Below are 14,245 nucleotides of genomic sequence, written 5' to 3'. Positions count from 1 at the left end.
AAACGGATGCGGCGGCCTGAAAAAATCGTGCAACGGAATGCCCGATCGATTGCGCCGCCCAAATCGTTTCCTGCCGGGTGATTAAAAAGCCCCATGCCGCCCTCATTATTTCTTGTTCGGCAGCCGTGACTAGCTGCCGCGTCCCAGTTTAAAACCGGGTTTATGGTATTCCACGTGCCCGAGATCCATCATCTTCCATCGGCCGCCCCAGGTCAGTCCGACCTGCTCGGCAACCTGGCCGTACAACTGGTAGCCGCGCATCGCCCACGGATCTTTCTCGGAAATGACCAGCTTGCCGTCGCGCAGGAACGCGTTGTCCGTCGCGAGCCCGAACTGGTGATAACTCTGGAAGGCCGCCGCATTGGTCACGTTGGTGCCCATCTGCGCGAGCCGGTTCTGCCGTTCCGGACTCCGATAACCTTCCAGCAGCGCCATCTCGTAACCATATTGTTCGTGCATGATCTTGTAGACCAGCAGCAAACGCGTACGGAAATCGGGATCCAGCAGGTTCCAGTCGCGGCTCGCATCCTTCAGCGCCGGCCGCACCTGTTCGACTTCCTTCGTGGCAAAGACTTCCGGCGGCAACGGCGGCGGCGGCACGAGTTGTTCGCCCTGCAACAGCGCGGCGATCTTCTCGTCGGGCACGCGCGCCGTGTCGTCGTACTGAAATAATTGCCGACCGCGTAACGCAATGGCCACCAATGGCGGCGTCGCAAGAATACCTGCCGACACCATAATCATCAAGCGCCGCCGAACCAGTAAATTTTGCACGCCACTTAATGCGCCGCGCGTCGCGGTTGCCGATTTAACAATTTGACTGCGCGTGCGTGCGGCGCGATCGTTCGCGCGGCGCGTCATGCGGCCGTGAAACTGGGCCACGGATTCGAAAACGGTCGCACGGATACCCGGTAAAAGCAACAGGGCCGCGACCGCGACGGCAAGGGCGAAATAGGCGACGAGTGCGACGGCAATCAAGGAAATCCCCGGAAATTGGAATTGATTGTGTTTTGCAATGCTTGCTCTTAGAATCAGGCTGCCTTGAGAGGCCGGGCTATATTATCGCGGTGAATTAAACCAGGATTCAATGAGACGCTGAATGAGTGCGCCGGAAAATTCAAATTCGAAAACCCCGCCCAGCCTGCTGTCCGATACCAAACCGGCAGGCGGGAGCGGGCCGCAGCAATCGCGCATTCTCGCGAATCTGGAAGGACGTGTCACGCCGCCAGCCGAGGCCCCGCGCCGTTCGCTGAAGGGGCCGATCGCGGCCGTCGTCGCGCTCGTGGTCGCCGTCGGCGGCTGGGGCGCGTGGCGCTGGCAGCAGCAATCGGGCGAGCAGGCCGTCGTGGCCGCCGCGCCCGTGCCCGCACCGGCGAAGGTCGAGACGGCCAGCGGTGCCGCCCCGCAGGTCGCGCAGAATGCAGGGTCGGCCGCGCCCGCCGCGCAACCCGCGACGATCGTCAATGACGATGCCGCGTCCCAGACCGTTGCGTCCGCATCCTCTGCGTCGGGCGCGGACAGCAGCCGCTTGTCGCGCGCGCTCGCGAGCGGTGCCGACGATGCATCGGGCGCAGCCACGGCAGGCGCCGCCACAGCAGGCGCTGCCACAGCAGGCGCTGCCACGGCCGCCGCCGCAGCGGCGACGAAAACGGCGAAGGCCGACACCGCGAAGGGCGACAAGATCGCCGCACGCGGCAAGGCCGACGCGAAGGCCGAAACGAAGGCAGACGCCCGCAAGCATCACAAGGAACAGCAGGCCGAGCTCGCGCAGGCGAAGAAGCGTCGCGATGCGACGACCCGCACCGCGAGCGCGAAGGCGTCCGGCAAGGACGATCCGGATGCGGATCTGCTCGCCGCGCTCGTCGCACGCACGAAGCCAGCCGACAAGAAGGCCGCTGCACAGAAGGGGCAGGCCGTGCCGACCAAGGCCGCCGCCACGACGGGCGGTTCGCTCGCATCGCGCGTGAAGGATTGCTCGGAGCGCGGTTTCTTCGAGGATCAGCTGTGCCGCTGGCGCGTCTGCGACGGCCATTGGGGCAAGGATCCGGCCTGCCCGACCGCCGCGCAGTCGGAGCCGCGGCAGTAATCTTCGGCTTCGCGCCGGCTCGCTTATCGCACATGCGCCGCCCAAGGGGCGGCGCATTGCTTTTTGGGATAGGCTGACGAGGCCGGGACGGGGCGTATGTGACAGTGTCACGAGAACGTCACATCCGTCGGGCATACGTTTCGTTTCTTTTCCCGGCGTGGCGCCGCGATGCGCGATGCGCGGCGCGGCGCGCGCCGCACGACCTTCGACACGATGGACCTGATCGTACAGACTTACGGTGCCGATACGTCCGGCATGGTATGCGGATTCCGCTTCGTCCCGGGCGGAGCGGGCGTGATGCTCGACGCCGAAGCGGCCGCGGCATGGCTGCGCACGTGCCGCGCGCGCGATGCGAGCGCCTCGGACGATTTCGTCTGGCTGCACTTCAATCTCGCGCACGGCGCGAGCGAGCGCTGGATGCGCACGCACCTCGGATTGCCCGACAGCTTCTTCGAATTCCTGCACGAAGGGTCGCGCTCGACGCGCATCGAGCAGGAGGACGGCGCACTGCGTGCGATCGTCAACGACGTGATGTTCAACCTCGAACTGACGCCGTCGGAAATCGCGACGCTGTTCGTCCACGTCGAACGGCGCATCATGGTCACCGCGCGGCTCAAGCCGCTGCGCTCGGTCGACACGCTGCGCGCGGGCGTGCGCGACGGCGAACGGTTTCGGTCGCCGGTCGAACTGCTCGTGCACCTGCTGCACGACCAAGCCGACCTGCTGATCCAGATCATGCGGCGCACGAGCGTCGACGTCGATCGCATCGAGGATCGCTTCCTGTCGCAACGGCTCACGTCGAATCGCGTCGAACTCGGCGCGATGCGCCGCACGTTGACGCGCCTGCAGCGCATGCTGGCGCCCGAGCCCGGCTCGATCTTCCGGCTGCTCGCGAAACCGCCCGCGTGGCTGCATCCCGAAGACGTGCAGGAGCTGCGCGAGTCGACCGAGGAGTTCTCGCTCGTACTCGCCGATCTGTCCGGGCTCAACGAGCGGATCAAGCTGCTGCAGGAAGAGATCGGCTCACGGCTCGACGAGCAGAACAACCGAACGCTGTTCACGCTGACGCTCGTCACCGTGATCGCGCTGCCGATCAACATCGTCGCGGGCTTCTTCGGGATGAACGTCGGCGGCGTGCCGTTCTCCGAGAACAAGCACGGCTTCTGGCTGATGGTGCTGCTCGTCGCGGGCTTTACCGCGCTCGCCGCATGGTGGGCGTTTCGTCGGCGCGACGATCGCTAGCTAGTCCTTGCCGGTGCGGCGCGAACGATACCGACAAAAAAACAGGCCCCGCATGCGGGGCCTGCCGAAGGACGTGAGGACTTGAACGCCGGCCGGCGCCGCGAACCGCGCGGCACCGGCCGGCCGGACAACGTTACTGAACCAGCGTCTTGCGCGGCTTGAACATGCCCTGATAGCGCAGCGACGGACGTTCCTTCGCCGTCGGCGCGATGCCGCCGAAGCTCGGCGTCTGGCGCAGCTTCATCGCGGCCGGCGAAGCGACCGAGCCGATCGACGTCGAACGCGAAGCCGGCGCGAGGTTGTTCGCGACGAGCAGCGCGGCCTCGCTCTTCAGGTTCGCGAGCAGCACCGGATCGGTCGAGCCGTTGACCTGCGTGAGCAGGCCGCTCCACGCGGCGTCGCTGTAGTTCACGACGTAGTAGTCGAGACCGCTCGGATCCGCGACCACGCCCGTGCAGCCGTCGATCCGCGTCTGCGCCTGCGTATCCTTCAGCGCGAGCGTCGTGTGTTTCGCGAGACCCTGGCCGTACGCGAGCGTGATCGGCACCGTCCATTGCAGGCCCGGATACGCGTTCTTGTTCGGGAACGGCTGCTGTTTCAGCGTGACGATCGTCTGGTTCTTCGTCATGTCGCACTGCGTGTCGAGCGAGATCAGCGGCACGCCCGTCTGGCGCACGTAGCTGTCGCCGATCGGGCCGACCGACTGGCCGCTCGCCTTCGACAGCGCATCCCACAGGCGCTTCGGCGTGCCGTTGCCGAACGAGTAGTCGACCAGATACTGCTGCAGGCCCTGGCGCAACGTCTGCTCGCCCAGATAGTTCTCGAGCGTCTTCAGCACGTGGCCGCCCTTGTCGTACGTGAACGCGCTCGCGCTCAGCACGAAGTCGTTCGACGCCCAGTCGTTGAAGTTCGGCGCGACCGGGAACGCGTTCGGGCCGATGTCGCGATTGATCACGCGGTACTTGTTCTTCACCTGGTCGAGCCAGCTGAACTCGTCGGGGAAGAACTGGATCGTCGTCTTCGTCTCGAAGAACGTCGCGAACGACTCGTTGAGCCAGACGTTGTCCCACCAGTCGGTCGTGACAAGGTCGCCGAACCACTGGTGCGCGACTTCGTGCGTGAGCACCTCGTTACCGTAACGCGACATCGGCTGGCCCGGCTGCGGCAGGATGTCGTCGGCGAACTCGAGGATCGACCCCCAGTTCTCCATCCCGCCGAAGTTCAGGTCCTTCTGCTCCTTGAACGCGTCGTTCGCGGCGACCGTATCGAACTTCGTCAGCGGCAGCGGGATGCCCGTGTAGCGGTAGTAGTAATCGAGCGCCTGCTTGGTGCGGTCCATCGCGGGCTTCGCCCAGTCGCTCATGCCCGGCGGCGTGAACACGCGCAGGTGCAGGCCGCCCTTGCCGCCCGGCAGCGGGCTCGAGAAATCGTCCTCGTAGGTGTCGAACATGCCGCCGCCGAAGAACAGCAGGTACGACGGCATCGGCGGGGTCTTCTCGAACTGCACGAGCTTGTAGCCGCCGCCGACGTTGGTCGCCGGCTTCTCGGCCGCGTTCGACACGACGCGCCAGCTTTGCGGCACTTCGGCCGTCACTTCATAGGTCGGACGGAACGCCGGCTCGTCCCAGCCCGGGAACCATTGGCGCGACAGGTTGGTTTCGCCCTGCGTGAGGATCGCGCCGCTCGTCTTGCCGTCGGTGCCCTTCAGGTCGACGCGGAATACGCCTTCCGCAGCCGAGCAGCCCGGATACGGATCGTCGCCGCAACTGCCGCCCGTCTGCGTGGCCGGATCGTCGTACGACTTGAAGTTGATGATGCCCGACCACTCCATGTGCAGCGAATAGTTGCCCGGCGCGATCGTGCCGGCGGCGGGGCGCAGCTGGTAGAAGTCGCCCTTGTCCTGCGGCGTCGCGATCAGCTGGATGTTGCCCGGCTGCAGCGTGATGCGGCCGTTCGTGAACTTGATCCGGTGGCCGGCGATCACGATGTTGTTGACCGGCTTCAGCACCTTGATTTCGACGTCGGCGCGCCCGTCGAACGCGTCCAGCGCGTCGTTCGGGCGGAACCACAGCCGGTAGTTGACCGGTACCACGGTGTCCGGCAGCTCGACAGGCGACACGCTCTTGTCGACGTTGGAGGCACTCGGCGGCGTGTTGGCGGCGGGCGCCGAGCCCGAGTGCGGCGCGCCGGCCGAGCTGAGTGCGGAAGCCGAGCCCACGCCGCCGTCGTCGCCGCCGCAACCGGCGAGTACGAGTGCGGCGACCAGCGGTAGATAACGCATCTTGTGAATGTTGATCGACATGACTGAAACCTCGATTGTTGAAAGAATCGTTCAGTGCTGCGAAAACGCCGGCAAAGACAATCCCTCGCCGTTAATCAGCGGCGATGAGAAATGCCAATGACGGATTATTCGAAAAGACGGTCAGTCGACTACGTGAAGGTAATCATCGTTTACTGCCCCCTCTGTGTTTCCGGATGTCGGTTAACTTGCCGGTTCAAAATGGCCGTGCGCGTGTTGTACTGAATTGATTTCGCGCGCACGACACGCGGCCGCCCGCCCTGCACGGGCGGGCATTCCCTTTGAACCGACGACCCACGGGGCTGGCCGTACCAGGCCGCCGGACGGAAGGACGGCGTGTCGCCGTTCCGTAAAATCGCCGTCATGCGGCATCAAGGTTTGTCGGCCTGCTCGAAGGATGCGTAAATATACTTGATGGTTTTGGGTTAAGGAAACGAAAAAATTAGAAAGTGACTCAATTGAATTTTCCGTGTGCCATTGAATGTAGGCGGGCATTAATTCACTTTCCGTTTAGTCGCCGCTTTCCGTAGTTTTAATCTATTAACGATCGCGGCGCTGCGCGAAAACTACGAACTCCGGGGTGGCGGAGGCACGCTCGGTACAATGCATCGACAACCTGTCGATCGATTGCCGCAAGGAGGCTAGCCGATGCCACGAGCCCTGTTCCTTATCGCGCCGCTGCGTGCCGCGCTGCTGCTGTTCGCCGCCGCCTTCGCGCTCGGCGGTTGTGCGGGCTTCACGCGCGAGCCCGTGAGCGTGTCCGTCGCCGGGCTCGACCCGCTGGTCGGGCAGGGCCTCGAGATGCGCTTCAGCCTGAAGCTGCGCGTGCAGAACCCGAATGACGCGCCGATCGAATACGACGGCATTTCGGTCGCGCTCGACCTGAACGGCACGCCGTTCGCGAGCGGCGTCAGCGATCGCTCGGGCGTCGTGCCGCGTTTCGGCGAGGCGGTGATCGACGTGCCCGTTTCGGTCTCGGCGTTGGCCGCCGCGCGGCAGGCGTGGAACCTGCCTGGCGCGGCGGCCAGCGGCGAGCTGCCGTATGCGCTGCGCGGGCGGCTCGCGGGCGGTGTGCTCGGCAGCGTGCATTTCCGCGACGCGGGCACGTTGCGCATGCCGGCGACGCCGGGATGGGGCGGGTAGGCGATGCGCCGGCGCGGCCGCCGAACGGTGCCGGAGCCCGCGCTTTGCCGCGCGGGCAAAGCGCGGTATGGTGTGGTCCGCGCGGCGCGCACCTGTAGCGCCGCCTGTCTGAAGCCAACCGTAGCCGAGCTCGCGTGACCGATTTCCCCGTTTTCCACTGGACCGACGCCGACGGCGCCGAACATGCCGTGCGCTGGCGCTCCGAAGCCGGCGTGCAGCCGCCGAAGCGCGCCGTGCCGGCCGACGACCGCCTCACCGCCGATGCCGCGTACCGCCTCGCATGCGAGGGCACCGCGCTCGTCTGGCAGGGCGACTTCCAGAATGCGCGCCAGCTCGTGCAGGCGATGGCCCGCCGCGTCGAACGCAAGCCGAAGAAGGCGAAGGCCGCGGCCGGCGCCGACGCATTCAACCTGCACCGGCTCGCGCAATCGCAGCGCGCCCGCACGCTCGGGATGCTGCTGATCCCGCTCGATGCCGACTACACGATCCCGCTGCGCCGCGCGCCCGACGTGCGCGCCGCGTGCGAGGAAGCGTACGGGCCGGGCGGCGCGCCGTCGGTCGTGTCGCTGCGCGAACTGCTCGGTCTCGTCGGCGCGCACGAATGGCGCAAGAAGGGGGTGCCGATTCCGGCGCTCGGCGGTGCGCCGATCCATCCGCATTACGGCGTGTTCTCGCCGGTGCGCGGTGAATACGTCGAACTCGTCGCGCGTGCGCCGCTGCCGGCGACGTCGCTCGCGTTCGACATCGGCACCGGCACCGGCGTGCTCGCGGCCGTGCTCGCATCGCGCGGCGTCGAACGTATCGTCGCGACCGACCAGGATCCGCGCGCGCTCGCGTGTGCACGCGAGAACATCGCGCGGCTCGGCCATGCCGATCGCGTCGAGGTCGTCGAAGCCGACCTGTTTCCGGCCGGCCGCGCGCCGCTCGTCGTGTGCAACCCGCCGTGGGTGCCGGCTCGCCCGAGCGCGCCGATCGAATACGCGGTCTACGATCCCGACAGCCGCATGCTGCGCGGTTTCCTCGCCGGGCTCGCCGAGCATCTCCAACCGGGCGGCGAAGGCTGGTTGATCCTGTCCGATTTCGCCGAGCATCTCGGCCTGCGGCCGCGTGAAACGTTGCTGAAATGGATCGATGAAGCCGGTCTCGTCGTGCTCGGCCGCGAAGACATCCGCCCCGCGCATCCGAAGTCGACCGACGCGGACGATCCGCTGCACGCGGCACGCCGCGCCGAGCTCACGTCGCTCTGGCGGCTCGGCGCGCGGGCCTGATCGCGCATTTTCGGTAAACTGTCGCCATTCCTCACGAATTCACGCCGCCGGGCCGTGGTCACCCGACCATGGCCCGGCGCCGCTTCACGATGTCGAACAAGACCCACGAAATCCGTCCGGAGCAGTCCGTCGAGCTGTTGAAGGAACTGCACATCCTGACCCGCGACGGCAAGCTGAACCAGGACAGCCGCCGCAAGCTGAAGCAGGTCTATCACCTGTTCCAGTTCATTGAGCCGCTGCTCGCGAGCGTGCAGGCCGACAAGGGCGCCGTCACGCTCGTCGATCACGGCGCCGGCAAGTCCTATCTCGGCTTCATCCTGTACGACCTGTTCTTCAAGCAGCAGCCGGGGCACGGCACGCCGGCGTTCGCGTCGCACGTGTACGGCATCGAGACGCGCGAAGAGCTCGTCACGCGCTCCGCCGAACTCGCCGCGCGACTCGGATTCGGCGGGATGTCGTTCCTGAACCTGTCGGTCGCCGACTCGATCACGTCGCCGAAGCTGCCCGAAACGGTCGATGTCGTGACGGCGCTGCATGCGTGCGACACGGCGACCGACGACGCGATCCGTTTCGCGCTCGCCAAGCGCGCGCGGCACATCGTGCTGGTGCCGTGCTGCCAGGCGGAGGTCGCGGGCGTGCTGCGCAGGAACAAGGGCAAGTCGCTCGCGAATGCGCTGACGGAAGTGTGGCGGCATCCGCTGCATACGCGCGAATTCGGCAGCCAGATCACCAACGTGCTGCGCTGTCTGCAACTCGAGGCGCACGGCTACCAGGTCAGCGTGACCGAGCTGGTCGGCTGGGAGCATTCGATGAAGAACGAGCTGATCATCGCGCAGTACAAGAACCTGCCGCGCCGCAAGCCCGGCGAGCGGCTGAACGAGATCCTCGGCATGTTCGGGCTCGCCGAACTGAACGAGCGCTTCTTCGTGCCGGCGCCCGCGGCGGCGGAAGGCGAGGCCGTCGAGCCGGCCGCCGACTGAGGCCGACTGCGGTCGACTGACGCGCGCGGCCCGTCGGCCGCGCGGTAGCGGCCCTTAGTGCGACGCGTCAGACGTCGTCGCCCGGCCGGCGCATCCATTCACGCCAGCCGTCGTGACCGAGGCGGCGCAGCGTTTCCTGGTTTTTCTCGTAGATCGCGGACGCGTCCGGAAACGCGTCGACCGCGCGCGCAATGCTGTCCTCGCGCAGCAGGTGCAGGATCGGATACGGCGCGCGGTTCGTGTAGTTCTCGATGTCGTCGGCTTCGCTGCCTTCGAACCGGTATTCGGGATGGAAGCTCGCGATCTGCAGCACGCCGTCGAGCCGCAACTGCTGCACGAGCCGCTCGGCGAAGAACAGCGCATCGTTGTAGTCGACGAAATCCGCGAACGCGCGCGGATAGATCACGAGCGTCGTGTCGACCTGCTGCGGATCCGCCGCCTCGAGCGCGCGCAGCTCGGTTTCGAGGTCGGCGAGTGCGTCTTCGAGCGTCGTCGCTTCGCTGATCGCATAGCGCACCTGTTCCTTCACATAGACGCTCTTCGCGAACGGGCACAGATTGAGTCCGATCACCGCGCGCGCGAGCCAGTGCCGCGTGGCGGCGAGGATGTCGTCGTGCGAGTCGGGGCGGGTGTCGGTCATGGCGAAGGCAATCGGGCGAAGCGGCAGCGAGGGCCGCATTGTAGCGGGAGCGGATCGGCGGGGTTCGGGCGTGCGCCGCCCGTCACGCGCAGCCGGCTTCGATCAGCTGCGTGACCAGCGCAGGCGCGGTGCCGATCGGCGTTTCGCCGTGCCGGTACGTCTGGCTGGCCGCGTAGATGCCTTCGACCACCAGCGCGAGCGCATCGGCGAGCGCTTGCGGCTGCCGTGCGCCGGCGCTTTCGCACAATGCGACGAGCCGCTTCATCAGCTGTTCCTTGTTCTGCGCGACCCGCTCGCGCGCCGGGTGCGACGCATCGGGGAATTCGGCCGCGACGTTGACGAACGGGCAGCCGCGATAGTCCTTCTGCGTCGCGCGCTCCGCGAGATCGACGAAATACTGGATCAACTGCGCCTTCGGCTGGCCCGGATGCTTCGCGATGCTCGAATCGAAACGCGCGAAGAAGCACGCATCCATCCGTTCCAGATACGCGAGGATCAGCTCGTCCTTCGACGAGAACTGGCGGTACAGGCTCATCTTGTTGACGCCCGCGAGTTCCACGACCGCCTCGACACCGACCGCGCGCACCCCTTCCTTGTAAAACAGCTCCTCGGCGGCGCGCAGCAGATGTTCGTGCGCCGCGGCCGCGGCGATCGGCCGGCGCGTGCGGCGTGCCGGCGGCTTGTTGACGGCCTCGATGCCCGACATGATGACCCTCGACTGCGTGATGGAATTGCTTGACATGTTACCGACTGGTAACTACGATCGCAACACACTTGTGACCGAGCGGTAACAATGCCGGGCGGATCAACAGACAAATGCCAGTGTCGGCCCGGGTCAGCCGATGCAGCGTGCGGCGGAGGTGGCCTGGTGGTGAGGCGGGGCGGGCGCGCGGGCGCCGGGCCGGCAACTGGAGAGCGACAACATGAATTGGGCGGTGACACGAATCGGCGGGCGCTTCCACTACGGATGGCTCGCGGCGGCGGTGGTTTTCCTGATCCTGCTGGCGGCGGCCGGCACGCGCGCGACACCGAGCGTGCTCATGGTGCCGCTCGAGCGCGAACTCGGCTGGAGCCGCGCGACGATTTCGCTGGCGATATCGGTGAACATCGCGCTGTACGGCCTGACGGGCCCGTTCGCGGCCGCGGCGATGCAGCGTTTCGGGCTGCGGCCGACGATCCTGACCGCGCTGGTGACGATGGGCGCGGGCGTCGCGCTGTCGTCGATGATGACGCAGAGCTGGCAGATGGTCGTGATCTGGGGGCTGATGGTCGGCTGCTCGACCGGCGTCGTCGCGTTGACGCTGTCCGCGACCTTCGTCACGCGCTGGTTCCATGCGCGGCGCGGCCTCGTGATGGGCATCCTGACCGCGAGCACGGCCACCGGCCAGCTCGTGTTCCTCCCGATGCTCGCAGCGATCGCGCAGCGCCACGGCTGGCGGCCGGTCGTGCTCGTCGTCGCGGTCGCGGCCGCGATCGTGATTCCGCTGGTTGCCTTCCTCCTGCCCGAGCGGCCGGCGGACGTGCAGTTGCGCCCGTACGGCGAGCCGGCCGATGCGCCGGCCGCGCCCGACGCGACGAAGGAGAACCCGCTCGCGGTCGCGTTCCGCACGCTGCTGATGGCGAGCCGCTCGCGCGATTTCTGGCTGCTGTTCTTCAGCTTCTTCATCTGCGGCGCGAGCACCAACGGCTATGTCGGCACGCACCTGATCGCGATGTGCAGCGACTACGGGATGACCGAAGTGCAGGGCGCGTCGCTGCTCGCCGCGATGGGCGTGTTCGACCTGTTCGGCACGACGCTGTCGGGCTGGCTGTCCGACCGCTACGACAACCGCGTGCTGCTGTTCTGGTACTACGGGCTGCGCGGGCTGTCGCTGATCTACCTGCCGCATGCGTTCGGCATCGATTTCTTCGGGCTGCCGCTGTTCGCGATGTTCTACGGGCTCGACTGGATCGCGACCGTGCCGCCGACCGTGCGGCTCGCCACCGATGTGTTCGGCAAGGCCGCGGCGCCGGTCGTATTCGGCTGGATCGTCGCCGGCCACCAGCTCGGCGCGGCATTCGCGGCGCTCGGCGCAGGGTTGCTGCGTGCGAGCCTCGGCACCTATACGATCGCGTCGATGATCTCGGGCGGGCTCTGCATCGTCGGCGCGCTGATCGTGCTGCGAATCAATCGCGGCCCGTCCCGCGCCGCCGCGCAGGCCGCCTGAGCGGCGCTTCGGCCGGCCCGTGCGCGGCTGCGCGGCCGGTGCGGCCGCGTCGAGGAAGCCGAGCCGTCGTTCCGAGGCGGGACGGCAGACGGAGCTTCCCCTGGCCGAACGGAAGTTGGGCGGCCGGTCAATGCAGGATCGGTGATTTGCATTGCGCGGGACGATCGGGCGCGTGATGGCTCAAGCGGTTATGCTTGCGGTTCGGCGCGCGTTCGCGCCCCTTCATCGATGTCAGCGAGGAACCGCATGTCTGTCAAACCTGCTCCCACCACTGTTTCGATTCACGAACTGATCGCGGGCCGCTGGAGCCCGCGCGCGTATTCGGACGAGCCGATCAGCGCCGCCGATCTGCACGCGGTGCTCGAAGCCGCGCGCTGGGCGCCGTCCGCGTACAACGCGCAGCCGTGGCGCTTCATCGTATTCGACCGCACGCGGGACGAAGCGGCGTTCAAGCGCGCATTCGCGACGCTGGTGCCGTTCAACCAGGCGTGGAATGCGCCGGCGCCGGTGCTGATCGCCGTGACTTCGCACACGCTCACGCCGAAGGGCGAGCCGGCGTCGACCGCGCTGTACGACGCAGGCGCGGCCGCGATGTCGCTGGTGCTGCAGGCGCACGCGCTGGGCCTTGCCGCGCACCAGATGAGCGGCTTCGACGCGAAGGCGTTCCGCGACGCGTTCGAGATTCCGGCCGACGTCGCCATTCCGGCGCTCATCTCGCTCGGCCACTACGGCAACGTCGACAAGCTCGATCCGGTGCTGCGCGACCGCGAAAAGGCGCCCCGCACGCGCCATGCGCTCGGCGAGGTCGTCTATGCGGGTGCATGGAAGAAGGGTTTCGAAGCGGCAGCCTGATTCCCCGGGCAGGCGGCGGATGCGTTTGGCCCCCGACCGCACCTGTCGCCGCTGACGCGCCTGCCGGCGCACCCATCTGCGCCCGCGGGCCGGTTGCACCGTACCGCTGGCCGGCCCCGGTTGTGATCCGGCGGGCTTCATGTTAAAAAGCCCGTCCTTTCCGTTTTCCGCGCCGGCCATGCTGCGGCACCTTCCGATGACTTACTGCGCGATCGATTTCGGCACGTCCAATTCCGCCGTGGCGCTGCCCGACGGCGATGGAATGCGCCTCGCGCCCGTCGAGGGCGACCACCTGACGCTGCCCACCGCGATCTTCTTCAACAACGACGAGCAGACGGTCGAATACGGCCGCGCGGCGCTCGCGTCGTATATCGACGGTTTCGACGGCCGGCTGATGCGCTCGATGAAGAGCATCCTCGGCTCGCCGCTCGCGGAAACCACGACCGATCTCGGCGACGGCAGCGCGATGGCGTACACGGAGATCATCGCGCGCTTCCTGACGCACCTGAAGCGCAAGGCCGAGGCACGCGCGGGCGCGCCGATCGGCCGCGCGGTGCTCGGCCGGCCGGTGTTCTTCGTCGACGAGGATCCGCGTGCCGACCGCCTCGCGCAGGACCAGCTCGAAGCGGCCGCGCGCTCGGTCGGTTTCACCGACGTGCATTTCCAGTACGAACCGATCGCGGCCGCGTTCGACTACGAGTCGCGCCAGCAGGCCGAACGGCTCGTGCTGGTTGCCGACATCGGCGGCGGTACGTCGGACTTCTCGCTCGTGCGGGTCGGGCCGGAGCGGATGGCGCGCCTCGAGCGCAAGGACGACGTGCTCGCGCACCACGGCGTGCACGTCGCCGGCACCGATTACGACCGCCGCGTCGAACTGGCGGCGATCCTGCCGGCGTTCGGCTATCGCGCGCTCGATCCCGAGGGGCGCGAGCTGCCGAACCGGATCTACTTCGACCTGGCGACCTGGCATCTGATCAACACGGTCTACACGCCGAAGCGGCTGGGCGAGCTGAAGCTGATGAAGCATCTGTACCAGGACGGGCGGCAGTACGACCGGCTCACGCGTGTGGTCGAACAGCGGCTCGGGCATGCGCTGATGGCACGCGCGGAAGAGGCGAAGATCGGCGTGGCGGCGGGCGGGGAGACGATGATCGACCTGAACGACGTGGAAGAGGATCTGCAGATCGCGTTCGACGCCGAACGCCTCGTCCATGCGAGCGTCGACGACACCGCGCGCATCGTCGACGCCGCCCGCGAAACGGTGCGGCTGGCGGGCGTTGCGCCGCGCGACCTCGGCGCGCTGTATTTCACCGGCGGCTCGACCGGGCTCGCGTTTCTGTCGGGTGCGCTCGCCGGCGCATTCCCGGACGCGCAGCCGGTGTTCGGCGATCGCCTCGCGAGCGTCGCGACGGGGCTCGGCATTCACGCGCAGCGGCTGTTCGGCTGAACGAAGATAAGCCGGACGGGCAGCGGCAGCATCACTGCCGCGCCATAAAACAAAAAGCCCCGCCGAAGCGGGGCTTTTTTACAC

Annotated in this window: 12 protein-coding genes; 8 read left to right on the top strand and 4 right to left on the bottom strand. The window is 67.1% G+C overall.

Annotated elements, in window-relative coordinates:
• Nucleotides 1-129: 129 nt before the first annotated feature.
• The gene (locus ABIC50_RS30475; RefSeq protein ID WP_041491077.1) at nucleotides 130-975 is read right to left on the bottom strand and encodes a M15 family metallopeptidase; all 846 of its coding nucleotides are present in this window, start codon (nucleotides 973-975) and stop codon (nucleotides 130-132) included.
• Nucleotides 976-1,096: 121 nt separating this feature from the next.
• On the opposite strand from ABIC50_RS30475, the gene ABIC50_RS30470 reads away from it, so the two are divergent.
• Nucleotides 1,097-2,083, top strand: coding sequence for a phage tail protein (locus ABIC50_RS30470; protein WP_354168558.1), 987 nt, complete (start codon nucleotides 1,097-1,099; stop codon nucleotides 2,081-2,083).
• Between the two features lie 213 nt (nucleotides 2,084-2,296).
• On the top strand, nucleotides 2,297-3,325 hold the full coding sequence (locus tag ABIC50_RS30465) for a transporter (RefSeq protein ID WP_011655835.1): 1,029 nt from the start codon (nucleotides 2,297-2,299) through the stop codon (nucleotides 3,323-3,325).
• A 133-nt stretch (nucleotides 3,326-3,458) separates the two neighbouring features.
• Here the strand turns inward: ABIC50_RS30465 and ABIC50_RS30460 are convergent, their stop codons facing one another.
• Nucleotides 3,459-5,627, bottom strand: coding sequence for a M1 family metallopeptidase (locus ABIC50_RS30460; protein ID WP_175657406.1), 2,169 nt, complete (start codon nucleotides 5,625-5,627; stop codon nucleotides 3,459-3,461).
• Nucleotides 5,628-6,272: 645 nt separating this feature from the next.
• Between ABIC50_RS30460 and ABIC50_RS30455 the strand changes: the two genes are divergently transcribed.
• From ABIC50_RS30455 to ABIC50_RS30445, 3 genes are all read left to right on the top strand, one after another.
• Entirely contained in the window at nucleotides 6,273-6,767 is a 495-nt protein-coding gene (locus ABIC50_RS30455) for an LEA/WHy family protein (protein WP_354168556.1), read from the top strand.
• A gap of 134 nt (nucleotides 6,768-6,901) precedes the next feature.
• Complete coding sequence (locus tag ABIC50_RS30450; protein ID WP_354168554.1) at nucleotides 6,902-8,035, top strand: methyltransferase; 1,134 nt, start codon at nucleotides 6,902-6,904, stop codon at nucleotides 8,033-8,035.
• Nucleotides 8,036-8,124: 89 nt separating this feature from the next.
• Entirely contained in the window at nucleotides 8,125-9,015 is an 891-nt protein-coding gene (locus ABIC50_RS30445) for a class I SAM-dependent methyltransferase (protein ID WP_354168552.1), read from the top strand.
• A gap of 67 nt (nucleotides 9,016-9,082) precedes the next feature.
• Here ABIC50_RS30445 and ABIC50_RS30440 read toward each other — a convergent pair whose 3' ends face one another.
• Both ABIC50_RS30440 and ABIC50_RS30435 read right to left on the bottom strand, forming a co-directional pair.
• A complete protein-coding gene (locus ABIC50_RS30440; RefSeq protein WP_175697139.1) occupies nucleotides 9,083-9,655 on the bottom strand; it encodes a DUF1415 domain-containing protein in 573 nt (190 codons plus the stop codon).
• Between the two features lie 82 nt (nucleotides 9,656-9,737).
• Nucleotides 9,738-10,361, bottom strand: a complete 624-nt coding sequence (locus tag ABIC50_RS30435; protein WP_354168619.1) for a TetR/AcrR family transcriptional regulator — start codon at nucleotides 10,359-10,361, stop codon at nucleotides 9,738-9,740.
• A 217-nt stretch (nucleotides 10,362-10,578) separates the two neighbouring features.
• Between ABIC50_RS30435 and ABIC50_RS30430 the strand changes: the two genes are divergently transcribed.
• The 3 genes from ABIC50_RS30430 (at nucleotide 10,579) to ABIC50_RS30420 (ending at nucleotide 14,161) form a co-directional block, all read left to right on the top strand.
• Nucleotides 10,579-11,862, top strand: a complete 1,284-nt coding sequence (locus ABIC50_RS30430) for an MFS transporter (protein WP_105834596.1) — start codon at nucleotides 10,579-10,581, stop codon at nucleotides 11,860-11,862.
• 246 nt (nucleotides 11,863-12,108) lie between these two features.
• Entirely contained in the window at nucleotides 12,109-12,714 is a 606-nt protein-coding gene (locus ABIC50_RS30425) for a nitroreductase family protein (protein WP_175665981.1), read from the top strand.
• Between the two features lie 196 nt (nucleotides 12,715-12,910).
• Nucleotides 12,911-14,161, top strand: coding sequence for an Hsp70 family protein (locus ABIC50_RS30420; protein ID WP_165750826.1), 1,251 nt, complete (start codon nucleotides 12,911-12,913; stop codon nucleotides 14,159-14,161).
• Nucleotides 14,162-14,245: the final 84 nt, after the last annotated feature.

The organism is Burkholderia sp. 567 (assembly GCF_040545115.1).
Taxonomy (GTDB): Bacteria; Pseudomonadota; Gammaproteobacteria; order Burkholderiales; family Burkholderiaceae; genus Burkholderia; species Burkholderia ambifaria.
Note: the sequence above shows the minus strand (reverse complement) of the source record. Positions and strands in the feature narration are given on the sequence as shown.

Coding starts and splice junctions, on each gene's coding strand:
- ABIC50_RS30470 (WP_354168558.1), top strand. CDS start 1,097: ATGAGTGCGCCGGAAAATTCAAATTCGAAAACCCCGCCCAGCCTGCTG.
- ABIC50_RS30465 (WP_011655835.1), top strand. CDS start 2,297: ATGGACCTGATCGTACAGACTTACGGTGCCGATACGTCCGGCATGGTA.
- ABIC50_RS30460 (WP_175657406.1), bottom strand. CDS start 5,627: ATGTCGATCAACATTCACAAGATGCGTTATCTACCGCTGGTCGCCGCA.
- ABIC50_RS30455 (WP_354168556.1), top strand. CDS start 6,273: ATGCCACGAGCCCTGTTCCTTATCGCGCCGCTGCGTGCCGCGCTGCTG.
- ABIC50_RS30445 (WP_354168552.1), top strand. CDS start 8,125: ATGTCGAACAAGACCCACGAAATCCGTCCGGAGCAGTCCGTCGAGCTG.
- ABIC50_RS30440 (WP_175697139.1), bottom strand. CDS start 9,655: ATGACCGACACCCGCCCCGACTCGCACGACGACATCCTCGCCGCCACG.
- ABIC50_RS30435 (WP_354168619.1), bottom strand. CDS start 10,361: ATGTCGGGCATCGAGGCCGTCAACAAGCCGCCGGCACGCCGCACGCGC.
- ABIC50_RS30430 (WP_105834596.1), top strand. CDS start 10,579: ATGAATTGGGCGGTGACACGAATCGGCGGGCGCTTCCACTACGGATGG.
- ABIC50_RS30425 (WP_175665981.1), top strand. CDS start 12,109: ATGTCTGTCAAACCTGCTCCCACCACTGTTTCGATTCACGAACTGATC.
- ABIC50_RS30420 (WP_165750826.1), top strand. CDS start 12,911: ATGACTTACTGCGCGATCGATTTCGGCACGTCCAATTCCGCCGTGGCG.